The organism is Porphyromonas sp. oral taxon 278 str. W7784 (assembly GCF_000467855.2).
Lineage (GTDB): Bacteria > Bacteroidota > Bacteroidia > Bacteroidales > Porphyromonadaceae > Porphyromonas.
Genome location: NZ_KI259221.1, coordinates 124,108 through 147,374 on the forward strand (window position 1 = coordinate 124,108; position 23,267 = coordinate 147,374).

At 54.2% G+C, this 23,267-nt stretch carries 19 protein-coding genes and 2 tRNA genes; 2 read left to right on the forward strand and 19 right to left on the reverse strand.

What is annotated here, in order from left to right:
• Positions 1-5 precede the first annotated feature (5 nt).
• The 9 genes from HMPREF1556_RS00535 to HMPREF1556_RS00580 all read right to left on the reverse strand — a co-directional run bounded on the left by HMPREF1556_RS00535 (position 6) and on the right by HMPREF1556_RS00580 (position 7,914).
• Positions 6-90 (reverse strand) — tRNA-Ser (locus tag HMPREF1556_RS00535).
• A 453-nt stretch (positions 91-543) separates the two neighbouring features.
• Positions 544-1,368 (reverse strand): TIR domain-containing protein, encoded by an 825-nt coding sequence (locus HMPREF1556_RS00540; protein WP_021666207.1) that lies wholly within the window; start codon positions 1,366-1,368, stop codon positions 544-546.
• Between the two features lie 80 nt (positions 1,369-1,448).
• Positions 1,449-2,873 (reverse strand): tRNA uridine-5-carboxymethylaminomethyl(34) synthesis GTPase MnmE, encoded by a 1,425-nt coding sequence (mnmE, locus tag HMPREF1556_RS00545; protein ID WP_021666208.1) that lies wholly within the window; start codon positions 2,871-2,873, stop codon positions 1,449-1,451.
• A gap of 48 nt (positions 2,874-2,921) precedes the next feature.
• The gene (gene udk, locus HMPREF1556_RS00550) at positions 2,922-3,554 is read right to left on the reverse strand and encodes a uridine kinase (RefSeq protein WP_021666209.1); all 633 of its coding nucleotides are present in this window, start codon (positions 3,552-3,554) and stop codon (positions 2,922-2,924) included.
• A gap of 30 nt (positions 3,555-3,584) precedes the next feature.
• Entirely contained in the window at positions 3,585-4,988 is a 1,404-nt protein-coding gene (locus HMPREF1556_RS00555; RefSeq protein WP_021666210.1) for a serine hydrolase, read from the reverse strand.
• A gap of 13 nt (positions 4,989-5,001) precedes the next feature.
• Positions 5,002-6,333 (reverse strand): glycoside hydrolase family 3 protein, encoded by a 1,332-nt coding sequence (locus tag HMPREF1556_RS00560; protein WP_021666211.1) that lies wholly within the window; start codon positions 6,331-6,333, stop codon positions 5,002-5,004.
• A gap of 26 nt (positions 6,334-6,359) precedes the next feature.
• A complete protein-coding gene (locus HMPREF1556_RS00565) occupies positions 6,360-6,785 on the reverse strand; it encodes a GtrA family protein (protein WP_021666212.1) in 426 nt (141 codons plus the stop codon).
• Positions 6,786-6,792: 7 nt separating this feature from the next.
• Entirely contained in the window at positions 6,793-7,473 is a 681-nt protein-coding gene (locus HMPREF1556_RS00570) for a CDP-alcohol phosphatidyltransferase family protein (RefSeq protein WP_021666213.1), read from the reverse strand.
• A 366-nt stretch (positions 7,474-7,839) separates the two neighbouring features.
• Positions 7,840-7,914, reverse strand: a tRNA-Val gene (locus HMPREF1556_RS00580).
• 749 nt (positions 7,915-8,663) lie between these two features.
• On the opposite strand from HMPREF1556_RS00580, the gene HMPREF1556_RS00585 reads away from it, so the two are divergent.
• The gene (locus HMPREF1556_RS00585; protein WP_021666215.1) at positions 8,664-9,902 is read left to right on the forward strand and encodes a hypothetical protein; all 1,239 of its coding nucleotides are present in this window, start codon (positions 8,664-8,666) and stop codon (positions 9,900-9,902) included.
• 118 nt (positions 9,903-10,020) lie between these two features.
• Here the strand turns inward: HMPREF1556_RS00585 and HMPREF1556_RS00590 are convergent, their stop codons facing one another.
• The 4 genes from HMPREF1556_RS00590 to HMPREF1556_RS00605 are packed head-to-tail and all read right to left on the reverse strand — an operon-like array spanning position 10,021 to position 15,511.
• Positions 10,021-10,674, reverse strand: a complete 654-nt coding sequence (locus tag HMPREF1556_RS00590) for an MBL fold metallo-hydrolase (protein WP_021666216.1) — start codon at positions 10,672-10,674, stop codon at positions 10,021-10,023.
• Positions 10,675-10,707: 33 nt separating this feature from the next.
• Positions 10,708-12,801, reverse strand: coding sequence for an ATP-dependent DNA helicase RecQ (locus tag HMPREF1556_RS00595; protein WP_021666217.1), 2,094 nt, complete (start codon positions 12,799-12,801; stop codon positions 10,708-10,710).
• Positions 12,802-12,810: 9 nt separating this feature from the next.
• Positions 12,811-14,574, reverse strand: coding sequence for a single-stranded-DNA-specific exonuclease RecJ (recJ, locus tag HMPREF1556_RS00600; RefSeq protein WP_021666218.1), 1,764 nt, complete (start codon positions 14,572-14,574; stop codon positions 12,811-12,813).
• Positions 14,575-14,596: 22 nt separating this feature from the next.
• Entirely contained in the window at positions 14,597-15,511 is a 915-nt protein-coding gene (locus HMPREF1556_RS00605) for a DUF4919 domain-containing protein (protein ID WP_044125021.1), read from the reverse strand.
• A gap of 470 nt (positions 15,512-15,981) precedes the next feature.
• Here HMPREF1556_RS00605 and HMPREF1556_RS00610 point away from each other — a divergent pair, with 470 nt between their 5' ends.
• Positions 15,982-16,671 (forward strand): BT1926 family outer membrane beta-barrel protein, encoded by a 690-nt coding sequence (locus HMPREF1556_RS00610; RefSeq protein WP_021666220.1) that lies wholly within the window; start codon positions 15,982-15,984, stop codon positions 16,669-16,671.
• 118 nt (positions 16,672-16,789) lie between these two features.
• On the opposite strand, the gene HMPREF1556_RS00615 is transcribed toward HMPREF1556_RS00610, so the two are convergent.
• From HMPREF1556_RS00615 to HMPREF1556_RS00640, 6 genes are all read right to left on the reverse strand, one after another.
• Positions 16,790-18,574: an aminopeptidase P family protein gene (locus HMPREF1556_RS00615; protein ID WP_021666221.1), complete on the reverse strand. Its 1,785-nt coding sequence runs from the start codon at positions 18,572-18,574 to the stop codon at positions 16,790-16,792.
• A 32-nt stretch (positions 18,575-18,606) separates the two neighbouring features.
• Positions 18,607-20,151: a DUF4301 family protein gene (locus HMPREF1556_RS00620; protein WP_021666222.1), complete on the reverse strand. Its 1,545-nt coding sequence runs from the start codon at positions 20,149-20,151 to the stop codon at positions 18,607-18,609.
• Positions 20,152-20,390: 239 nt separating this feature from the next.
• Entirely contained in the window at positions 20,391-20,888 is a 498-nt protein-coding gene (locus HMPREF1556_RS00625) for an HU family DNA-binding protein (protein WP_021666223.1), read from the reverse strand.
• A 356-nt stretch (positions 20,889-21,244) separates the two neighbouring features.
• A complete protein-coding gene (locus tag HMPREF1556_RS00630; protein WP_021666224.1) occupies positions 21,245-21,577 on the reverse strand; it encodes a translation initiation factor in 333 nt (110 codons plus the stop codon).
• Between the two features lie 3 nt (positions 21,578-21,580).
• Positions 21,581-22,072 carry a pantetheine-phosphate adenylyltransferase gene (coaD, locus tag HMPREF1556_RS00635; protein WP_021666225.1) on the reverse strand — a complete coding sequence of 164 codons (492 nt, stop codon included), beginning with the start codon at positions 22,070-22,072 and terminating at the stop codon, positions 21,581-21,583.
• 8 nt (positions 22,073-22,080) lie between these two features.
• The gene (locus tag HMPREF1556_RS00640) at positions 22,081-23,247 is read right to left on the reverse strand and encodes a Xaa-Pro peptidase family protein (protein WP_021666226.1); all 1,167 of its coding nucleotides are present in this window, start codon (positions 23,245-23,247) and stop codon (positions 22,081-22,083) included.
• Positions 23,248-23,267: the final 20 nt, after the last annotated feature.

The following is a 23,267-nucleotide window of genomic DNA, read 5'->3' on the forward strand; positions in this document are numbered from 1 at the left end:
CTTTGCGGAGAGAGAGGGATTCGAACCCCCGGTACCTTGCGGTACAACGGATTTCGAGACCGCCACATTCGACCACTCTGCCATCTCTCCGTTGGTCTAGCTTCATGAAGCTTGGGTAATACCTTTGCCTTGAAACTGGTGCAAAGATAGTGCTTTTCACCCAATACACCAAGTAGGGATGGGGTGCTTCTCTATATGATACTTTCTAATGTCTTGCATTTAGGAGTTGTCTTATGGGATTACTTTTAGTAGAGGAGATAGAAGGCTGTTCTGGTAGATCTGTGGTGATCTATCATGGGGTATCGAAGTAACCCATCATAGGTCACAGGAGGAACCCATGATGGGTCGTAAATGGGGGATCCATGATAGAGGCTACTAGGGGCCCTGCTATAGTGATTTTCTGAGCCTTCTCCAAGCGTCTGTCGAATGCGGATGTACTTATTCCTAGAGTGCTATATAGGAATACGACGAAAGCTATATAGCTTTTGCTGGGATGCTTTGCTTGGGGCGCCTCGTTCCCTCAGGAGAACGAGGAGACTACCTCTATATCTTGTTCAGATCTACGTCATAGCCACTCTTTTTCATTTCCTTGGCGACGGCTAACTTCCAACCATCCCCTTCATCCATCTTAATGTAGACGACACCTGAGATATCATTGGGCGTCTCAATATCGCCTTTGAGGAGGGCACAGACATTCTCCCGCCCAATTTTCCCCATGAGATAGCCGTGTTCGAAGACTACATTCTGTCTTGCCCGAGGCTTCAGCTCGTCTTTCTTCTCTTGAGATGCGCCCAAGTCGCAAGGAGTATAGAGCACAATGCCAAAGCCGACATTGGTGTACTCTTCGATCTTCTCAATGATGGTATTCCCTGCATTTGCTTGCTCATGCAGGATAATTGCCTCAAGACCCAATTTCTCTATGAACCTAGCAACCGCTTGCTTTGCCTCTCCATCATGCCCATGCACGATGAAGACTTTTGATTTATCCATAGGGGCCTTAGATTTCTCCGCTGTTGGTACTTCTGATTTAGACGTAGCTTCCTTAAGAAGACTTTGGCACTCCTTGAGTATCTCTCCAGTAATGTTATTAAAGTATTCAGATCTCGCAAGTATATCTGATCTGAAAACGGGATACCTTGATCGTTGTTTTCTTAGTTTAACATATTCCTCATATGAGATTTCTGATTTCATGATGAGGATACGCTCTACTTTCGTCCCTCTAAGGAGATATCCATCAAAGTAAAACTGATCGCCTTTAAGATAAGGTAGAATTACATCTTCTTTGAGTTCCGATAGATCAGTCTTATCTAGCTCAAAGCACTGAGCTCTGGGATCATCGCTCTCAATGTAAACGTGATAGTATGGCATAAGCTCTTATCTTATTTGGGGGTAATTATAGGAGAAACAGATACAAGGATAGGGCGAAGTGAAGTACTGCAAGAGGCGACTTACTTGCCGATGCAGAAGTGGGCGAAGATATTGTGGAGGATGGAGTCGCTGGTGATCTCGCTACCGGTGACTTCTCCGATGGACGTGATCGCCCGACGAAGATCGGGTGTCAAGAGGTCCGTGGAGAGACCATCCATTAGACCCTGACGAACAAGTCGTAGCCCTGTGAGCGCTTCCTTCAGAAGGGCGTGATGGCGAGCATTGCTGACGACGAGGTCAGATGGCGTGAGGTGGGGGAGAGCTAGCGAATCAATAAGCGCCTTGCGTAAGCCTTCGAGCCCTGTCTGTGCCCGTGCGGAGATGGGAAGGAGCGATGTTTCAGAAGGGAGTGACTTGAAGAATGGAGAGCTCGTGATGAGTGTGTCGAGCGCTTCTTCCCCGATGAGGTCGGTCTTGTTGAGTAGGACGAGGAGGGGCTTCTCCGCTAGGTGGGGGAGTACTTCGCTGAGAGAATCGAGGTAACTGCCCTCTCCGAGGCGAGTCACATCGACCACGAGGAGCACGATGTGGGCAGAAGCGATCTTGCTGTAGCTTCGTTCGATGCCCAGCGCTTCGATGGCGTCCGAAGTCGTACGCAGTCCGGCCGTGTCGATGAAGCGGAAGAGTATTCCCTCGATATTCAGTACATCTTCGATCGTATCACGGGTCGTCCCATGGATATCACTTACGATCGCACGCTCTTCACCAAGCAGGGCGTTGAGCAGAGTACTCTTACCGACGTTGGTCGCTCCTGCGATCGCCACGGGGATACCCTTCTTGATCGCATTACCGAGACGGAAGCTGTCGGTGAGTTGTTCGATCTTGCTGGTCAGTTCGTCAAGTAAGCTGAGTAGCTGTGTGCGGTCGGCGAAGTTCACATCTTCTTCACTGAAGTCTAGCTCTAGCTCCATCAGCGAGGTGAGGTGAATGAGACGCTCCCGAAGCGAACGGAATTCAGCACTATAGCCCCCCTTCATCTGCGTGAGCGCCATGCGGTGTTGTGCTTCCGACTCTGAGGCGATGAGATCGGCCACAGCCTCTGCTCGGCTGAGATCCATCTTGCCATTGAGGTAGGCCCGACGGGTATATTCGCCCGGAGCTGCCATATGACAGCCCTGATCTGTGAGTGCCTCCAGCAGTGCCTGCTGGATGAAGAGCGAGCCGTGACAGGAGAGCTCGACGACATCTTCGCCAGTGTAGGAGCCAGGAGAGCGGAAGCAGGTGACCAGTCCTTCGTCGATGACCTTCCCTTCATGCTGAAAGTGCCCGAAGTAGGCCGTCCGATCCTTGGCCCGCTCCAGGGTACGAAGCTCTCGAGAGTGGAAGATCTGATCGACGATACCGATAGCTTCGCTCCCCGATACACGGATGACGGCGATGCCTCCACTACCGGGAGCTGTGGCTACGGCACATATCGTGTCGCTACTGTACGGGATATGCTGCATGAATGGTATTGAAGCGATGAAGCTAATTACAGGAGAAGGCGAAGGAAATTACCGTAAGATCGAATGGATGTTCTCCACAAGGAGCGAGAGGGCAACGGGATTCATCCCACCCTCTGGAATGATGATGTCGGCGTAGCGCTTCGAAGGCTCGACGAAGTCACGATGCATCGGCTTGACGGTAGAAAAATATTGCTTCAGTACGGAGCTCATGTCTCGGCCACGCTCCTGGACATCACGCACGAGACGACGTGCCAGACGTACGTCATCATCCGTATCGACGAAGACCTTCACGTCCATGAGTTCACGAAGTTCCTTGTTCTCGAGGATCAAGATACCATCGAGGATGATCACCTTGGCAGGATGAACGAGCACGGTCTGTGGGAGACGATTGTGGTCGGTGAAGGAATAGACGGGGCGCTGAATGGTCTTCCCCTGCTTGAGCTGACGGATATGCTCGATCATCATATCGGTGTCGAACGAGTGCGGATGGTCGTAGTTGAGCTTGGCACGCTCTTCTAGACTGAGCTCATCATGCGCCTTGTAGTAGAAGTCGTGACAGAGAGTAGTGACGTGCTCTTCTACAAAAGCTTCCTGGAGCTTGCGAACGAGCGTAGACTTACCAGAGGCTGAGCCCCCAGCTACTCCGATGATCGTCGTGGATGTGCTATTTGCTTGATTCATTGCTGTAGCTTGATGGATGAATGCTTGTGATTATCTAGGCGTGGTTGCTCCGATAGCTTCGTAGACGAGGTCCTGAAGACGCTGGCGGAGTCGCTCACGGATGAGGGTCGTATTCTGACGAGAGGGGTAGGTGCGATTGGAGAGGAAGACGAAGACGAGGTCGTACTCGGGGTCGACCCAGAAGCATGTCCCGGTGAAGCCAAGATGACCGTAGGTGCGGGATGATGCGTAGATCCCCGTCGGACCACCTGTAGAGCGGGGCTTGTCGAAGCCTAATGCTCTGATGCCTCCAGCGCCATTGGTCTCGGTGAAGAGGCGAACGGTAGCGGTAGGTATTACTTGCTTCTCGCCCCATGCTCCGTGCTGGAGGAGGAGCTGACAGACCTTAGCCAGTTCGCTAGCAGAGCCGAAGAGCCCGGCATTACCAGAGACACCGCCGAGGCAGGCTGCAGCCTCGTCGTCGACGGTACCACGTAGGATCTCACGCCGGAGGAAATTGTCCTGCTGGGAGGGGGCAATGGCATGGGGCTTCACGCCATGCTCGAGGGGATTGAAGTAGAGACGAGCCCGTATGGGCTTGTAGATGCGCTCCTGGACATAGCGATCAAGGGGCTCTCCTGTGACACGCTCGATGACCTGCTGTAGGAGGATAAAGTTGAGATCACTATAGCGGTAGGCCTTGTTTGATGAGACTCGAGCTAGGAGGATGCGCTCCATCATTCGGTCTTTGAAGGAAGGAGCGAGGTATTTCTTCTGTCCGAAGCGCAGGGTATGCTGTTCGGTGGGCTTGTCCGAGATATATTCCTCACGGAAGCTGAAGTTCGGATTGCCCCAAGCTTTCCCGACAAGGGGGACGCCACCAGCGAAGTACTTGTAGCGGATCAATGAACCCTCGTAGCTCGATTCGTCGATGAGATCGGTGTAGAAATTGATCCCAGCGGGAAGACCTGACTGATGGTGCAGGAGCTGTCTCAGTGTCACCATCCCCAGCAGTGACTCCTTCGTCTCGGGGAGATAGCTAAGTAGGGGAGCGTCGAGCTTCACCTTGCCCTCGGCTACTAGGAGCATCAGAGCGGGAGTGGTCGCAGCGGCCTTGGTGACAGAGGCTAGATCGTAGAGGGTATGTGTTGTCACGGGTTCGCTCTTAGCGCCTGTGAGCGAGGTGAGTGTCCCGAAAGCTTTGTCGTAGATGACTTCTCCCCGGTAGAAGGCAAATAGCTGACACCCAGGGTAAGCACCTTGTGTGATGCCCCATTTAGCGAGACTATCGATCCGAAGGAGCGCTGACTTGGGGATCGAGTCTGGTGATAGTAGGTGGGGAACAGGCGTCTGGATCTCCTCCTGCTGGAGGCTATCGGGCTGGAGCTGAGCCCTGACGGATAGCTGACCGAGGGTAAGTGAGACGAGGAGTGTAACGAGACTACGGGAGCGCATGGACGAGAGGAGATTAGCGACGAGCCTTAGATGGATTGGTGGTCTGTATAGCCGTGGTCTTAGCTGTCGGGTCAGCACCTTCGCCAGTGGCCGTAGAGACCTGCCAGAGTCGTGTGCGTAGAGCCTCTTCTTCCTTAGTCCAGATGAGCTCCTTTACGTCAGCGGGGCTGGCTTCTTTCGCTTTCTTCTTGATGATCAGGGCGAACTTGAAGGCAAGTATACGACGGCACTTCTCCTCTACCGAAGCAAGGCTGACCTCACCACGGCGGATCGCTTGGAGGATATCCTTACGAGCCTGCTGCGGTTGCGATGGACCGAGGAGCACATCATTACCCGCCTTGAGTGCTTCGACGGCCACGGAGCTCCCTCCGCTCACTTGAGCGCCTCGCATCTCTAGGGCATCGGTGAAGACAAGTCCTCGGAATCCGAGCTCACGGCGAAGAAGATCCGCCGTGATTCGTTCGCTGAGCGAGGCCGCTTTACCTGTAGCGTCGTAGGCGGGTACACGTAGATGCGCTGTCATCACACCGCCAAGTCCTGCGTCTCGATAGCTTCGGAAGGGGTAGAGCTCGACACGATCCATCCGTTCTCTTGTTGCAGAGACGGTCGGCAGTGTCTTATGCGAGTCCTCGGATGTATCGCCATGACCAGGGAAATGCTTCGCTACCGAGAGCACACCTCCCAGCTCAAGCCCCTCGCCATAAGCCACAGCGCACTCGGCGACACGCTGAGGAGTATCGCCGAAGCTACGGGTACCGATGACAGGATTCTTAGGATTGATGTTGACGTCTACTACGGGGGCGAAGTTGATATGTATGCCCATCAGCTGGCATTGGCGTGCCACTTCAGCGCCATAGGCCTTGATGAGGTCTAGATCTTGGTAGTTACCCAGTCCCTTATTTCGTGGATAGCGGGGAGCGTCCTTCAGTCTCATGTAGAGTCCCCATTCGCCATCCAGGGCGATGAGTAGAGGTACTTGGCTCTCCTGCTGTAGGCTGATCGTCAGCTCCCGCTGGTCAGCGAGCAGTCCCTTCTGAAAGAGTATGCCACCCCATTGCTCCTGCTTCATGCGCCGAATGAGGGCAGTCTTGTCCTCGGGCTTAGGATAGATGATCGGCATGATGAGCTGTCCGACCCGAGCCTCTAGGTCAAGCGACTGGTAGACACTATCTACCCAGCGGTTCATCTCGGCTTGGTTGATCCCCCTGAATATGATGAGTTCGTCGGCCTGCTTAGCCCTCGGCGTCGTGATCTTCGCTTGGGGCGAGGTGTAGGCATCGAAGGTGAGACCACAGCTGAGCATGAGTCCGAGGAGCGTGCGGTATAGGGTGGGGCGAGCTATCATGAGGGTGATGGGGAGATGAGTAGTCGTTAGGATTTGGCCTTGCGGAAGACCCAGAAGCGCTGTAGGGTATAGTTGAAGAGGACGGACACGAAGAGATCGCTGATGAGCTTACCGATCTTGTAGTCGATACCGAGTCCGTGCTCTAGTGCATACGTGCCAAGGTACTTGAGTAAGATGCTACCTGTGACGGTCGCTGCGAACTTCAGGAGCTGCATCTTCAGCCCATGGCGGTAGGCATGCTGCTTATCTCGGAAGGTCCAATAGCGATTGAGCGAGAAGTTGATGATAGCACCGACGACTCCGCCACAGGCTACAGCCCAGAAGAGATCCCAGTGGAAGACCTCGACTGAGAGGACCATCAGACCGTAGTCTACTACGGATCCAGCCCCAGCCGATATCTGGGCTTGGGAAAAGTTGAGGATGAGCCGGCGAAGACGCTGGAGCAAGGACATGGGTGCTCTAGGAAGCTTGTTGCTGCTGGTTGCGTAGAGCTATGTCACGCTCATCAGCAAGAGCTAGGAGCTGACGGAAGTCGGAGATGAAGGAGAAGAGCAGTACGATCGATACTGCAAGACCGATCCAGTGGATGCTCCCAGGGATGAAGAAGTCCATGCAGAAGAGGATGGCCAGGATGATACGTACTTCCGTGGGTCCGAGTAGGCCCGAGTCGATGGAGTACTTATCTGTCACCTTGTAGCGTAGCTGTGAGATGATCATCTCTGCTCCGTAGAGCACGACGAAGATGAAGCCAATGATCTTCCACTCTGGCTGAACGTAGGTGTAGTATCCCAGTCCAATGGCGATGATTCCTATCCAGTCTACGACGATATCTAGGCAAAATCCGAACCATTTGCGTGGCTTCTTACGGTAGTATGCTAGGCGTCCGTCCAGCGAGTCTCCGAACCAGTTGATGAAGAATGCTAGGGGAGTGAGCAGTAGCCACCATGATCCGTAGACCGAGGCGACACACATGAGGAGCGCAACTAGCAGGTTACCCGCAAGCCCAAGAGAGGTGAGCATATTCGAAGTCACCCATCGGGGGATCCGCTCTACTAGATAAGCGATGAGGGCGATCTCTTGATCGTGGAGGATATTCGTTCGCTTGCGATCTTGGCTTATCGCCTTCTTAGTGTCAGACATAACCGTAATTCTATGAGCTGGAGCGCTAAGGCTCAGCTACCTATTCAGTGGAGGATAGGGTGGGGTGCGTATGATGAAGACGCCTCCTACCTGAGGGCCAACTCTCGATGTCCCTATCCACAAAGTTAACCCTTATTTTCATACCATGGTTTCCTCTCGGAGAGGCAGGTATTCTTGCGGAGTATCGTCGCCGTATCTCATAGTAAAAGCTGGAGAACTATCGCTATCCTAGAACGCTCATCACAGACAAAAGGGTATAAAAAAAGGAGCGACTAGCGCTCCTTCTTGTTGTCTCATAAGGACTCGAACCTTAACAAACAGGACCAGAATCTGTTGTGCTACCATTACACCATGAGACAATTTCGGTGAACCTTGGCGGACTCGAACCGCCGACCCCTACCCTGTCAAGGTAGTGCTCTAAACCAACTGAGCTAAAGATTCATGTCGTTTTTGACACTGCAAAGGTAAGCATTTATTCTGATTCACCAAATATCGGTGCGATTCTGGCAAGCAAAAATCCCCGTGACAAGCCCTCTCGGGGAAGGAATATTCCGTAGGGAGGAGACCGACCACTTGAAGTAGTAAGGTCGCTGAGCATGAGTACCTAAGGAGGTGATCTGAAGCCTCCGGATAGGTATGCTATTCGAGGCTAGGTGAGTAGCTGTGCAGGCTGAGAAAATTACTGGTATTCTTCTGCGAATTTACCTGTGATGAGCGCTCCGATGGCGGCTTATGATGCGCCTTCGAGCGGGATAGTGCCCTCGGAGCACCCTTGCCGGAGTCACCTCAGGGCAAATATTCTTCGAGGGAATAGGCAAGTAGATCGGTGTGCCTCTTCGCCTACCATGGGGTTAATTTCAGAGGATGCTGGAGGGTGGTGTGGTATGTCTCGGGGGAATAATATAGCTTTGTGCTGTAAGCAATCAATATCTTCCCGATTAGTTACCCCACCAAGCCCTAGCTCGTGTAAGCTAAATTCCCTTCGACCTGAAGGTGAACGAACGCCTCGCTCCAAGCTGTATCTTCGGTTCTTCCGGTGCAGAGCTGGGGTGGATGCCTTGAGACCTGCCCCGAGATGTGCGTCGCTGGGAGCCCCTTGGTTCGCAATCGAGAGCTAACTGACCTGATCGCTCTCAGCACTGTGCCGTCTAGAGATGATGAATACATGTCTAACATAATTACTATTTGCTATGGAAACGAAACTAATGAGAAGGCTGGGCGCACTTAGCTTTGCCCTAGCCCTCGGTCTAATGCCAGCTCATGCCCAATTGGGCAACTTGGTCAAGACGGTGAAATCTAAGGCTGAGAAGGTCGTCAAAGAAGTGTCTGACGATGTGAAAAACCAGTTAGATCGCACCCCGTCACAGGCTAAGGGAGCAGTAGATCAAGCACAGAAGCAGACTCCTACACCTGATGGAGGCGATCCGCTGACGATCATGAGGCAAGTGCAGATCGGAGAGTTGACCCCCGATAGCTTTTATGCTCAAGCCCGACAGCGGGATAATGGTGGTGCCCTTGACCAGACACTGGATACCCAAGCTCAGTATGAGACGTTTGCCTATTACTTACTGAGGCTGAAGAAAGCTGTAGAACAGCGAGACTTCGAGACCATGGCTTGGTCCGATGATAATAAAGCTGCGCTGTACCTCATGCAACTAATGAATAATCCCAAACGGGAGCAAGTTCGGGGCTTTCGCTTTGATGCGTGGGCGCTGGAATATCAGAAGGTGACAGCTGCAGTCGATCGGATACTACTGGCTCCCTTCAATGGCTCCGTCACCCGCTCGCTGCTGAGCGGAGAAGAGCTACTTAGGAGGCTCACTACTTACCTACAGACTCCAGGCCTTAGCATGAATATGAAGAAGTACTATCTATTCCAAGCGGTGAAGAGGCTATCTAATGACCTCGTCAGTGGTAGCCTACAGGACTCCAATCCTCAGGTACAGACGATCGTGGCTTCCCTCAAGGAGATCTATGCCTCTATGGATCAGGAATACCGATCCATATATCCCGAGCCAAGGACACTGGAAGAAATGAAGAATGAGCAGCAGCAACGCACCAATGCACAGATCAAGAAGATCCAAGACGAGGCACGTGAGCGACGCGAGCGTGTACATCCTATGCGCAAGGCTGGTAAGATGAACCGACCCGATATGCTCGCACACTATGAGCGGATCATGCGGAGGGTGTGGTCGAAGGATCATATCGTCAAGATGCTGATCGTCAGTGATGACTGGTCTAATGGTACTTCATCGAAGGGAGAATCATACCGTGTCGTCAATGGGTTAGTGATCGTGAAGACCAAGGATGGTCGCTACCAAGCGCTCCCGTGCTCCATGGGTGAGAAATGGCTTCCTCAAGCTAATAGGTATAGTGGACACTATGAGTACTTCGGAGTTAGTGATCCATTCTACATCGACTATCGCTAGGGCGGACGTCGATCGCTTGACAAATGATAAGGGCTGGCACCCACTTGTGGTGCCAGCCCTTATCATTCGACGGAGAGAAGAGTGTTACCTGATTCGCTAGCATCAGGCAGTACGCTCTCTACTGAAGGAATGGATTCTTCCTTCTCTCAAAGCCAATGGTCGTCTCGGGGCCGTGACCGCTGAAGACGATCGTCTCATCGGGCAGCGTCATATACTGAGACTTGATGGCCTCGACCAGCTGATCATAGTCGCCGTACCAGAAGTCCGTGCGCCCAATCGTACCCTGTAGGAGCGTATCTCCTGAGAGAAGAATGTCCGACTCTCCTGCATAGAAGGCGATATGTCCAGGAGCATGCCCTGGGACGAACAGGACTCTGAGCTCCTCACCACCCAGTCTGATGAGGTCGTCTTGCTGTACTAGAGTGTAGCGCTCCATAGGGACGTCCTCCAGAGGAAGGGGAATGCCGTAGCCTTTCAATTGCTCTGAGGGTAGAGGTAGCTTCTCAAAGTCAATCCGATTACCATAGGCTTTGATATGAGGCCATTGCCGTAGGACGAAGGCTGCACCCCAGACGTGGTCGAAGTGCTGGTGAGTACAGAGGAGCATCACAGGAGTTAGCTCATGCTCCTCGATGAAGTCACGCACCCGATCTTCTTCGGAGTGGCGCATGCATCCTGGATCTACGATAGCCGCTTCACGGCTTGCTTCATCGTAGAGGATATACGTATTCTCTTGGACGGGGCCGAAGACGAATTGCTGGATCTTAAGCATATATGATTGGTTGATTTAGTATCGGGGGAGGAATTAATGGATATATCGGCGCAGATAGGGGCCATCGAGCTCGAGTTGACCCTGCAGTTCACCCGCCCAATAGCGTAGTGCCTGTATGAGATCAAGGGGAGCATAAGGGAGCGCATCGATCAGTTGGCTCACTGGATAGCTCTCCAGATCGGTGGAGAGGAAGGCACGCTCGAGCTCTTCGCCTACTGCATCGATCAGATATTGATTGAGACCAGTGGGGTGCTTACTCAGACATACGTCGCAGAGTCCACAGGGATGGCTCTCCACTTCACCGAAGTAGGCTAGGAGCATACGTGATCGACAGACCTCTTCTTCCTCTATATAGGAGCGGACGGCCGAGATACGATCGCTCATCTTATCCCTACGCTCCTGGTAGGCTGCATAGGGGATACGAAGAAGTTGGCTGTCCTCTCTGCGGATGAGGAAGTGAAGTCGGGGGAGCGCTTTCTTAGGAATGTAGTGGATGATCCCTTGGCGGGAGAGCGCTGTGAGGAAGCCGTAGACCTCATCTTCTGTATAGCCCGAGAGAAGTGCGAGATCATGCTCGCTGATGGTCGTGTAGTCGGAGAAGAGTCCTGTGTAACTTCGCAGTAGCGCACGGATAAGTCGATCCGGTCCTATATGTGGCTGATAGAGATCTCTGCTGGGGATGAGGAAGCGTAGCACGGATCGACTATCGTCATCACGGTACTCTAGCCAGCCAGATAGCTGCATGATGTCGATAGCATGCCGTGTCTGGATGGGGCGCATATGGAAGCGGCGGATGAATAGCTCGAGATCGAAGTCGTAGGTACGACCTAGTCCTTCGCCTTCACCGATAGAGAGGAAGTTACAGATCTGGTCATAGACGAGGCGAATATACTCCTTCTCCGGGAAGGTATCCTGCAGTCGACGCTGTAGTGTCGTAGAGTCTTGTCCATTGATGATCGCTACGGCGTAGGCACGCTCGCCATCACGCCCTGCACGTCCAGCTTCTTGGAAGTATTCTTCCAGAGAAGAGGGCATCGTGAGATGGATGACGAGGCGCACATCAGCCTTATCGATCCCCATCCCGAAGGCATTCGTGGCGACCATCACACGTACTTCGCCCCGCATCCAGCGAGCTTGTCGCATCTCACGCTCCGTATAGGTCAGCGCTGCATGGTAGTAAGTAGCGCTGATTCCTTTTGCCAAGAGCTCCTCAGCTACGGTCTGTGTGAGGAGTCTATTCCTGCAATAAATAATGGCTGGTCCTGATACTCGCTCCAGGATATGAAGCATCATCGCAGGCTTGTCATCACTGCGACGGATCGAATAGGAGATATTGGGGCGGAGGAAACTCGTCTGATAGAAGGCGTAGTCAGGACGGAAGCAGAGGACACGTACGATATCTGCTACCACCTCTACCGTAGCAGTAGCCGTGAGTGCAAGGATGGGCACCTCGGGTAGAAGTTCACGGAGCTTGGGAAGCTCTAGATAAGAGGGACGGAAGTCATAGCCCCACTGGCAGACACAGTGGCATTCGTCGATGACGATTAGCGAGACCGAGAGCTCACGTAGCCACGTCTGGAAACGCTCACTACCAACACGCTCGGGGGAGATGTATAGGAACTTGTACCGCCCATAGAGGCAATTGTCCAGGGCAATCTGCATCTTCTCCTGCGACATCCCCGAATGAATGGCTGTGGCTCTGATGCCACGAGCCCGGAGATGATCCACTTGGTCCTTCATCAGGGAGATTAGTGGCGTGATGACTAGCGTGATACCGGGGAGCATGAGTCCTGGTACCTGGAAGGTGATACTCTTACCACCACCCGTCGGCATCAGCCCAAGAGTATCCCTACCACTCAGGGCGGCATGGACGATCTCACTCTGTAGCGGACGGAATGACTCGTAGCTCCAGTAGCGTAGCAGTACTTCTTCGGGCGTAAGTTCTTGATCAGGGACGCCAGGATGCGGGTCACGCCCTGGATGTAGCGGAGGAAGGGAGGCTACTGATTGGTCAAAGAGATCCTCTGGCCAATGCTGGTGATACTCGAGGAAGCCATCATCATCTCCGAGAAGAGGAGGATCGAGGAGGCTTTCTATATCTTCTGCTTCGGTATCTGAAGGGAGCATGGGCGATCATTACTTATCCTCGAGGCGCCCGGGCAGTTCAGACTCCAGGCAGAGATCCTTGACTCGGAGCTGTAGGAAGCTCTGAGGATAGAAATTATTCTCTTCAAGTTCGAAGCAGAGTGCGAAGGCACAGTGCCTCGTGATATCTGGTGCATAGCGAGCTAAGCCGAGAGCAAAGCCATGGATAGGGCGTATCCGCTGGTAGCTATCAGTCATGCGGAGGCTCAGGTGCTGCTGAGCCTTCCCCACGGGACGGCTTCCTCCAGCATCTCTCATCCCTCTGACGAGGAAGAGTGGACGCTCATTATCTGTACCAAATGGGTAAAGGAGTTCGATCTGTCTCAGTAGCGCTCGGGAGATATCAGAGGGTCTCAGCTCGGCATCTATCGTCAGTACGGGAGAGGTACGCTGTGGTCTGTGCTCCGCCCCCGTAGCATAGGCCTCCATACGACTACGGAATTCCTCGAGACGATCCTCTCGGATCGTCAGGCCTGCAGCGAAGATGTGACCCCCGAAATTCTCTAAGCAGTCGCTACATGACTGTATTGCCTGGTAGAGATCAAAGCCACCAGAGGAGCGACCAGAGCCAGCGAGGAAGTTTCCACTACGAGAGAGGATGATGACGGGGCGATGATATCGGTCGGCTAGACGTGCAGCCACGATGCCCATCACGCCCTTGTTCCACTCGGGACGATAGAGGATGAGGATGGGTTGCTGTAGGAGCGTTTGCTCTTGCTCGATAAGTTCGATCGCTTGGCGGGTAACTAGCTGGTCGAGATCCTGACGCTGTCGATTGTAAGTATCGAGGATCTGACTCTGTGCCTCTGCCGTCTCATGGTCCTCTGCGATCAAGAGCTTGACCGACTCAGCGCCATGGGCCATGCGCCCTGCTGCATTGATCCTTGGTCCCAGCTCATAGTAGATACTAGCCATATCGACACGACCTGGCTGGATCTTCCCTAGACGCATCAGATAGGTGATAGCGACCGAGGGGCGTGTATTGATTTGCTGAAGTCCGTGGTAGGTGAAGATGCGGTTCTCCCCAAGTATGGAGACTCGGTCCTGTGCGATACTTAGCACGAGGAGTTCCAGCAGAGGAAGGAGTGTCTCAAAGGGGAGCCCCCGATGCTGAGCCAGTCCCTGCACGAGCTTGAAGGCCACTCCACAGCCCGATAGCTCGGTGAAGGGATATCGGTTGTCTCTACGTTTGGGGTTGAGGATGGCCAGGGCCGAAGGGAGCGCCTCGTCAGGTGTGTGGTGATCGCAGACGATGAAGTCTATCCCACGCTCTTGAGCGTAGGCGATCTCCTTAACCGCCTTGATGCCTGTATCGACGGAGATGATGAGACTTACGCCTAGGCTAGCGGCGTGATCGACACCTGTGGGCGTGATCCCATAGCCCTCATCATAGCGATCAGGTATGTAATAGTGGAGATACTCAGCCGAAAGGCAGTGCGAGCGAAGGTAGCGGTAGAGTAGGGCTACCGATGTGGTGCCGTCGACATCATAGTCCCCGTAGATGAGGATATGTTCACCTCGCTCCACGGCTTTATTCAGACGCACCACGGCCCTGTCCATATCCTCCAGGAGGAATGGATCATGAAGCTGCTCTAGTGAAGGAGCGAAGAAGTCCTGAGCCTGCTCTTTGCTTCGGATGCCTCGGTCAACGAGGAGTCTACCGATAGCAGGATAGAGTCCCAGTTGGGTGGCTAAGGTATTAGCTAGCCCTTCATCTTCGGCAGAGTATCTTCTGATTTCCCATGCTTTAGGCATGTCGCGTCTCCTTAACTATATGCTATTTGGTGGATGAGGTGGTCTTAGCCTTGGGGGGATAGATGACGTAGTAGTGCGTCTTTACCTTACCCTTGTCGTCCTTCACCTCGATGAGGATGTAGTCCCTACCCTTAGCACTTTGCTCCTTGGTCTCTACGATCTCCTCCCGGGGCGTCTCATTCCAGTGGAGTTCGAAGAGCAGAGCATCGGAGAGTGATCGTACCTGGATCGCCTTGTCTAGGCTCGAGCCGTCGCCCGTATGGGCGAGCATGCTGAGAAGCTCGACGAGCTGATACATGTAGGTGTTGAACTTAGGACTCTTTTGGTGGAGAGCTAGGTCGCAGGCACGCTTGATTAGACTGATGTGTGTTGGGGTACGCCAGAGTCCCTGCTGTACGGTCTTCAGTGCCTCAGCGAAGCTACGGGCTTCGATCAGACGATCCGCCTCGGTCTCGATCTTGCTGAGGAAGGGGGCGGTATCCTCACGTTCGTCCACGGTGAAGTAGAGTTCTCTGATCTCGCTACGTGTGAGCGTCGAGTCGGCTCGTCGGAAGCGTGTCGTCAGTAGCTCATTCGGCAGGGCAACCTTCTCACTGACTCTCTGGGTCGGGGTAGTACCTCCAGTGCGTAGGCGTATGCTGTCCTGGCGCATCTGCTCGAGTTGCTCCTCCGTAGGGACTGATGGCGCATAGTTACGGTAGCGTGCACGAGAGCGTATATTATAGGTACTCTTCCCTCTGCGGGAGGAGCTATGCTTGCTACCTCTCTTAGACGATGAGGAGCGCTCCTTCTTCGAGGAGGACTTGCTACCTGTACTCTTTGCCTTCACCGAAGTCTTCGGCTTCTTACGGCTACTTGCTATTCCCTCTGTAGGCAGGCTGAGCGAGAGGCTCAGTGCTGCTAGAAGGAGTGATATCTTGGTTCGGATGGGTCTCATATCTATTAAAACTTGGCCTCATTACTATCGAGGATGACTCCGGATATATGGAGTGCTAATGAGGGCGAGCGTTTATTCCTAGGGGCGGAAACTTATGAAGTCTTTGTCTCGATTCCCCTTAAGGAGGGGCAGATGCTGACTCGGGATAGTTCCACCTTCCATTCTAGACAAAGATAACCTAAATATAGCGGACTCCCTTTGGCAAGTAGCATTCGGTGATGTCTCGTGTAAGATGGGAGGGGGAGGCAACTATATCATACTGAGCAGGTAGCGTATGAGATGAGCCTCTATCTACACCCAGTCAAAGAAGTCTAGCTTAGGGGAGGGTGATTCGCTACGAAGCCCCATGTAAATCTAGTAACGCTCTCTCCCTGTGATTCATATTGTTTTACACCTTATTCTTTTTCCCTACCTTTGCTTCGTCTCCTTGGCAAACACATCCTGGAGATTCAGATAAACACAACTGAACAATGAAGAAGATTCTAATGACCGTAGCTCTTGCAGCTACAGCGCTCGTATCAGCGCAGGCTCAATCAGAGCTCAAGCCACTTGCTGGTCAGGTGACGACTGACTTCACCCTTTTCGCTAACGGGATTTTCAACACAACGACCTCTCCTGTCGGCCCAGTTAGCAACCTCGGTCTCAACACTGCTGTACTCAAGGGTCGCTATTTCCTCATGGATAACCTCGCCCTACGTGCTACCCTCGGTCTCAACAATGCAAGCACTACTGACAAGAACTCTGATCCTGTGAGTGAAGCCGTCAAGAAGTCGAATACCTTTACTCTAGGTCTCGGTCTCGAACATCACTTCGGTGGTACGGATCGCCTCTCTCCCTATATAGGTGCAGAGCTCGCTATCGGGTCTGTCTCTGGCTCTGAAAAGACCGTTACGAAGACCTCTACGACCACGACCAAGGATGCTCCACGCTTCCTCTTCGGTGGTACGCTACTGCTGGGTGCTGACTACTATGTAGCTCCCCACGTCTACCTGGGTGTAGAAGCAGGTCTTGACCTGAAGACTACCTCCCTCGGTAAGGGCTCTACGACGATCGTCCAGAACAACGGGAATACCACCGTCAACGAATCTAAGGCTACCTCTTCCGCCTCCGAATTCGCTACGGGTGTGAAGGCTGGCTTCAAGATCGGTTTCGTCTTCTAAGCACGTCCCAACGACATGATCTAGATACCCTCCCCACGAGGAGGTTTCTAAGCTAAAAATCCCCCCTTGAGCATCGAGCTCAAGGGGGGATTTTCATTGTGTAGGCTAGCGCCTGCTCTTAGAGAGGAAGGGTCTTGGATCGTAGCCAGTCGGCTTCTTCTCTGGTGAGGAGGGGAGAGACGGTCTGGTAGACTCGCTCCTGGTAGGCATTGTACCAAGCGATCTCTTCCTGGGTGAGGAGCTCCTTCTTCACAAGGGCATTGTCCAGATAGCAGAGTGTCACGGTCTCGAAGCCGAAGAAGCGACCGAACTCAGTCTCTTCACGTAGCTCGGTGACGACGAGGTTCTCGATACGGATCCCGTATTCACCAGATCGGTAGAGCCCAGGCTCGTTACTCGTGATCATACCGAGCTCTAGGGGAGTGGGGTTGACCTCGGTGCGGATGTTCTGCGGCCCTTCGTGTACGTTGAGGAAGAAGCCGACACCATGCCCTGTCCCGTGGCCATAGTTGAGCCCAGACTGCCAGAGAGCATGACGAGCGAGGATGTCGAGCTGACTACCACGAGTTCCTTCGAGGTACTGTACGAGGGCAAGCTGGATATGCCCCTTCAGCACGAGGGTATAGTCCGTGCGGAGCTTGTCGGATGGTGCACTCAGAGAGATGGTGCGTGTGATGTCCGTCGTACCATCCAGATACTGGCCACCGCTGTCGAGGAGAAGAACTCCCTCACCACGGACGGTAGCGGAGGTCTCAGGATGTGCGCTGTAGTGGACGATGGCACCATTGCCTAGGTAGCCACAGATCGTGCCGAAGCTATCCCCGTAGAAGAGCTTATCCTTCGCTCTGAACTCATTGAGTCGGATGCCCAGCTCGTACTCAGTGAAGGTCTCACCACGGCCTAGTGCCTCCTCGAGCCACTTGAAGAAGCGGGTCAGTGCCACAGCATCACGAGCCATCACCTTGCGGAGATTAGCAAGCTCAGTGGCGTTCTTGATCGACTTGAGGTGGGTGAGGACAGACACCCCCTCGATCTTGCGACAGTGTGCGGGGATGAGCGAATATATGTGGTAGGTGATACGCTTGGTGTCGACGAGTAGGCGGACATCAGCACCCAGAGAGGCTACGAAGCTATCCAGATCGGTGTAGTCCTTGATCGTCACTCCATTCTTTACGAGATAGGCCCTTACTTCATCGGGGACCTTCTCTGGACGAACGAAGATCACAGCCTCCTTCTCCCCGATGTAACCGAAGGCGACGGCTACGGGGTTGAAGAGGACATCATTACCACGGACATTGAAGACCCAGGCGAGCTCATCGATCATCGTGATGATGGTTGCGTTAGCCCCTTGGGCGTGGAGCTCGGCACGTACCGACTCGATGCGTTCAGCAGCACTTGCTCCTGCGTACTCCTCTGGATGGAGGAAGAGGGGCTTCGTGGGGAGCTCTGGACGATCAGCCCATACCTTCTCGAGGAGATCTTGGCTGAGGCGATACTCGATACCGTAGTTGGCGAGCTTGCGCTGGGTATCATCTGCCTCGGCGAAGGATAGGCATAGGCCGTCTGCTCCGACGACAGATCCTGCGGGGAGCTCTTGCGCTAGGAAAGCTTCGATAGAAGGCACGCCGGGGATCCCCATCTTGAAGAGCTCGAAGGTCGAGCCCTCGAGCTGCTCTGCAGCCTGGAGGAAGTAGCGTGAGTCGGTCCATAGCCCAGCACGGTCGAGGGTGATGACAGCCGTCCCAGCCGAGCCGAGGAAGCCACTGATCCATTTTCGACCCTGCCATCTGAGTGGGGTGTACTCACTGAGGTGGGCGTCCGATGAGGTGATGATGTAGGCCGAGAGACCATTGGCCTTCATCTCTTGGCGTAGGAGTGCCAAGCGTTCTTTGATTGTAGACATAGATATTGATGTTTGTGATGATAGTCTGAGTCCTATGCGGGATTCTGGTGCTCTGTGCGAAGGAGGTCGTTGACTTCCTTCACCGGATTGAAGGTATCTAGAGGCACTTCGACGAAGGCCGTATTCCAGTCATGCATAGCGCCGTTCCACAGCCCAGGGAGCTCGAGGGCTAGGAGTTCCCGCCCATTGAGGCTCTTCTGCGAGACGAAGGCGGTCTTGGGGTTGACGTACTGCGTGAGGTCGAAGTTCTGCCCTCGGTAGTCTCGTATCGAGCAGACGAGGTCTACGGGGTTGAAGTAGCCTCCAGCCTCGAAGAAGGCTCTCTGGCTCTCCTCCTTCATGTTGATCTGGGAGCTCTCTAGGATCTGTAGCGAGCTACTGCCATCGATCTCTCGGATGATGAAGGGACCTCCGCCGGGCTCACCCACATTGCGCACCATCCCGCAGACACGTATGGGACGGTTAAGCTTGGCCTGTATCCAGGTGATCGCACTGCTGTCCTCCTTGTTGAGATCCTTGGGGATCGTGATCGAGAGCTGATCGTGTAGGAAGGTGAGGATCTCCTCGATCTGTGCGTGAGAGGGCTTCCCCTTGTCTAGGAGGCGGAGGTAACCAAAGATCTGGTTGCGTAGGGCTATGAGTACCCCGCCGAGAAACTTCTTGTACATCACCGTAGAGCCCTTGTAGGGGTCGGGGACGACATTGTCAATGTTCTTGATGAAGACGACATCTGCCGGGAGCTTGCCTAGATTGTGAATCAAGGCGCCGTGCCCCCCAGGACGGAAGAGAAGGTGTCCCTCATTGGTGCGGAAGAGCTCTCCATCAGGGCGAAGAGCTAGGGTATCTGTCGAGGCGAGCTGTTCACTGAAGCTGATATCATAGCGCACCCCATAGTGATCCTCATAGCTGGGCTGTAGGGCAGTGACGAGTGCCTCAAACTCCTTGCGGTGCTCGGGTGAGACGGTGAAGTGTAGGCGTACATCTCCCTCTCGATCCTTAGCGTAGAGAGCCCCCTCGACGAGATGCTCCTCGGCAGAGGTGCGAGCTCCCTCCTTGTAGTTATGGAAGAGGAGTAGAGCCTTAGGCTTACTTCCATAGCCAAGTCCTTTGGGTAGGAGGAGGTTCTCCACGATCGCCTTGTACTCACCGGCGGCGATGAGCTTAGGGATGCTCTTCCAGTTATTGCGCAGGCAGGCCTCGTTCAGTCGCTCATAGAAGGCAAACTGACTGATCTTGCTGAAGAAGAGCTCTTCGGCAGGCTTCTCAGGCGCCGTATAGGGAGCATCGAGGAAGGCAAAGAGCATCTTGAACATGCGTGAGGCAGCACCTGAGGCGGGTACCATCTTGTACACAGAGGCCTTGCCCGAGAGGAGATATTCCTCCCATAGGTCCATATAGCGTACCTCCTCGCTGTGCTCGACATGGAGGATCCCCTGCTCGAGCGATGCGGAGGCTAAGATCTCTAGATAGGGGAAGCCCCGTCTGATCTCCTCGACCTGTTGGGTGGCTTCTTCGAGGCTGATCCCCCTCTCCTGTAGCTCGGAGAGATCCTCTGGGGTGAAAAGTTGGCTGTCCATAGGCTGTAGTATTTGTGAGCTAACCCATTCTTAGGGCTGGGAGTAGCCCCATGATGGGCGGGCTACACCTAGCGAATGATCCCCGTAAAGTTAGTCAATCCTCGAGGTTTATCCTAGCTCTTGGAGAGATTTTTCTACCTAGGTCTACAGTGATAGAGCCTGCTCCATAAAAGGGCTCCTCATCCCCTAAGCACTAGGCTAGAGGATGAGGAGTAGCTAGAAGGGGTGAGGGGAAGAGCTTAGGCTCCTACATGGCCCGATTCGCCACCTCCAGAGGGAGGATTGCCACCGCCTTCGCCCTTGGGCTTACTAGGCTTCTTAGCCTTCTTCTTAGAGCTTGGGTGATGCTCCTCCTTCTCGACCTCGTAGCTCAGCTCCTTGGTGATACTCCAGAGCTTCTGCTTGGGGTAGAAGCGGATACTTGCATGCTGGATGGTGTCGGCGGATACCGCTGCGAAGTTGTCCATCATCTTACCCGAGGCAGTAGCCTTGAAGCTCCCTAGGTCGGCCAGATCGATGGAGCGCCCAGCCTTGAGCTCTACACGGACGATGTCGTGCAGGGCGATGACGGCGGCTCGGAGGTCAGCACGGGAGATGCCGGTACTGCTGGTGATACGTCCTTCGACTTCATCCCAGGTAGTGTGCGGATGTTCTTCCTGGATCGCATAGTAGACGGTCTGTCCCTTACGCTTGCCAAGGTAAAGCTTACGCTTGGCGATCTTGAATTTCAGTGCCATAGTAGATCACAATAAAGAGTTAGAGTTAGTAAAGAATGGGAAGTGGCGCTCTTGCCTTTTCCCTGGGACAAAGGTAGTGGGGTGATCTGGGGGCGGAGTCCTAAAAGTCCCGTTTGTGTCCTAATGTGTCGCTAATGGTCCTTAACTAAGGTGGAGGAGGGGTTGGAGGGATGATGGGGTGTGCTCGATTCTAGTGCTGGCAGGTGGGGGAGCTCTAGCGTACCATCTCCTCGTGCGTGTACCTATATAGATAGAATGGAGCGAGCCCGAGCCCTCTAGCTTAGGACTAGGGGACTCGGGCTCGAGTGGTGGTGGGATGTCCCAGGCTAGGATCTAGTCCGGGGGACGAAGGAGGCTTACCTGGCTTGGCGGTAGCCGAGGCTATGGAGGATGGAGAGGAGCTTGGGGCGCTGGTCGCCCTGGATGATGATCTCACCGTCCTTGGCAGAGCCACCCACGCCACAGCGCTGACGTAGGGTCTTGCCCAGAGCCTCTAGATCGGCCGTCGTCCCGACAAAGCCTGTGACGAGGGTGACCTCCTTACCTCCACGCTGCTTACGTGAGAGGGAGAGGCGGAGCTTCTGATGCTCGGGAGCGAGGGTAGGGAGCTCCTCCTCACTCTCTGTCGTGTACTCGTAGTCGGGGTTCGTGCTGTACAGCACGCCGAGGCGCTTCTTCCAGTCGGACATAGGCTAGGCTTGGGTGGTGGTGGAGTGAGGGCTACAGACCTCCAGAGAGAAGCCCTCGGGAAGGAAGGCAGAGACGTCTCCCCCATAGTGGAGGAGCTCACGTACTACGGTCGAACTGATGTGGGTAAATCGCTGGGAGGCGGGCAGGAGGACTGTCTCCATATCCGCTATATGGCGATTCAGGTCCGCCAGGGTACGCTCGTACTCCATGTCCGTGCTACTACGCACGCCACGTAGGAGTGCCTGTACCTGGAGCTCCTGTGCTAGGGAGACCGTCAGCCCCGTGTAGGTGACGACCCGGACACGAGGCTCATGGGCGTAGAAGCGGGAGATCTGCTCCAGGCGCTCCTCGGCAGTGAAGAGGTTGCGCTTCGACTCATTTGTACCGATGGCGACGATGACCTCATCGAAGAGGTCGAGCCCTCGAGCTACGATGTCGGCATGCCCTCGGGTGAAGGGGTCAAAGGACCCAGCATAGAGTGCTATTCGCTTCATCGTCGTCCTTAGTGCTTGGAGAGGTCGATGATCTCCTCGGGGGCAGGGGTGAGGTTCTCGATCCCTGTCTCAGTGACGAGATAGGTATTCTCTATCCCTACGGCTCCGATATGAGGGAGGACGAACTTAGGCTCGAAGGCTACGACCATTCCCAGCTGGAGCGTGTCCTTGCTTCGTCCCATGAGGACGGGGAGCTCATTGATCTGTAGTCCCAGCCCGTGACCGACGAACTGTGCCTGTAGCTCCGTACCCATGAAGTAGCTCTCAGCTCCAGCCTCTTTGACAGCGGCGAGGCAGTCATTATAGATACTGGCGCAGGAGGTGCCTGGACCTGCCTGCTGGATGATCTCACGATGCATCCGTCGGCTAAGCTCGTGCAGACGATAAGCCTCCTCGGGAAGCTCTCCGATCGAATAGGTGCGGGTCATGTCGGAGCAATAGACACCGTAGTTCCCCGCCATGTCGATCATGACAGCCATCCCAGGGCGTAGGGGAGTGCCATTAGCCCCTAGGGGAAGGGCCTCTGAGCCAGCACCTCCTAGAGCGAAGTCATAGGGCGAAGGAGCGCCTGCATTATCTCCCGTGAGGAGGCTACCCATGAAGATCTCCATGGCCGAGCCGAAGCAACGGAAGAGACCGATCGACCCTCTACGACGCATCTCCCGCTCGATCTCGATCTGTAGATCTCGGTCGGTCATCCCCTCACGATAGAGTGATGGGATCACGGCGTAGGTAGCGATATGATGCTGAGCACCCTCGCGTATCTGCTCGATCTCCAGCGGAGTCTTCACCATGCGAGCCTCACGTAGGAGGGCTGTGCCATTATGTAGTTCGGCTGTTGGGAAAAGCTTCTTCTGACGCTGGATGTCTCCATAGCTCTGCTCATCGAGCTCAAGCGCTACGGAGGCGATCTTAGCGGTATCGATGTAGTCGGTGAGTTGCTCTATCTTGCGGATGTGGTGCAGGGTATCTGTCTCGGGCTCCGTCTGAGGGCGACGCACGAAGAACTGGGCCTCTCCCGTCTGAGGGACGAAGATAAGTCCAGAGAAGACCTGCCCAGAGAGGTAGAGGAGGCCGACATTAGAGGCTATGACGAGGGCTTCTATCCCCTGTCGACTGAGGAGCTGCTGGAGCTTCTCTACACGGAGCTGATAGTCCGGATGGAGTGATCGCATGGTGGTGATCAGATGGTATG

Coding starts and splice junctions, on each gene's coding strand:
- HMPREF1556_RS00540 (WP_021666207.1), bottom strand. CDS start 1,368: ATGCCATACTATCACGTTTACATTGAGAGCGATGATCCCAGAGCTCAG.
- mnmE (WP_021666208.1), bottom strand. CDS start 2,873: ATGCAGCATATCCCGTACAGTAGCGACACGATATGTGCCGTAGCCACA.
- udk (WP_021666209.1), bottom strand. CDS start 3,554: ATGAATCAAGCAAATAGCACATCCACGACGATCATCGGAGTAGCTGGG.
- HMPREF1556_RS00555 (WP_021666210.1), bottom strand. CDS start 4,988: ATGCGCTCCCGTAGTCTCGTTACACTCCTCGTCTCACTTACCCTCGGT.
- HMPREF1556_RS00560 (WP_021666211.1), bottom strand. CDS start 6,333: ATGATAGCTCGCCCCACCCTATACCGCACGCTCCTCGGACTCATGCTC.
- HMPREF1556_RS00565 (WP_021666212.1), bottom strand. CDS start 6,785: ATGTCCTTGCTCCAGCGTCTTCGCCGGCTCATCCTCAACTTTTCCCAA.
- HMPREF1556_RS00570 (WP_021666213.1), bottom strand. CDS start 7,473: ATGTCTGACACTAAGAAGGCGATAAGCCAAGATCGCAAGCGAACGAAT.
- HMPREF1556_RS00585 (WP_021666215.1), top strand. CDS start 8,664: ATGGAAACGAAACTAATGAGAAGGCTGGGCGCACTTAGCTTTGCCCTA.
- HMPREF1556_RS00590 (WP_021666216.1), bottom strand. CDS start 10,674: ATGCTTAAGATCCAGCAATTCGTCTTCGGCCCCGTCCAAGAGAATACG.
- HMPREF1556_RS00595 (WP_021666217.1), bottom strand. CDS start 12,801: ATGCTCCCTTCAGATACCGAAGCAGAAGATATAGAAAGCCTCCTCGAT.
- recJ (WP_021666218.1), bottom strand. CDS start 14,574: ATGCCTAAAGCATGGGAAATCAGAAGATACTCTGCCGAAGATGAAGGG.
- HMPREF1556_RS00605 (WP_044125021.1), bottom strand. CDS start 15,511: ATGAGACCCATCCGAACCAAGATATCACTCCTTCTAGCAGCACTGAGC.
- HMPREF1556_RS00610 (WP_021666220.1), top strand. CDS start 15,982: ATGAAGAAGATTCTAATGACCGTAGCTCTTGCAGCTACAGCGCTCGTA.
- HMPREF1556_RS00615 (WP_021666221.1), bottom strand. CDS start 18,574: ATGTCTACAATCAAAGAACGCTTGGCACTCCTACGCCAAGAGATGAAG.
- HMPREF1556_RS00620 (WP_021666222.1), bottom strand. CDS start 20,151: ATGGACAGCCAACTTTTCACCCCAGAGGATCTCTCCGAGCTACAGGAG.
- HMPREF1556_RS00625 (WP_021666223.1), bottom strand. CDS start 20,888: ATGGCACTGAAATTCAAGATCGCCAAGCGTAAGCTTTACCTTGGCAAG.
- HMPREF1556_RS00630 (WP_021666224.1), bottom strand. CDS start 21,577: ATGTCCGACTGGAAGAAGCGCCTCGGCGTGCTGTACAGCACGAACCCC.
- coaD (WP_021666225.1), bottom strand. CDS start 22,072: ATGAAGCGAATAGCACTCTATGCTGGGTCCTTTGACCCCTTCACCCGA.
- HMPREF1556_RS00640 (WP_021666226.1), bottom strand. CDS start 23,247: ATGCGATCACTCCATCCGGACTATCAGCTCCGTGTAGAGAAGCTCCAG.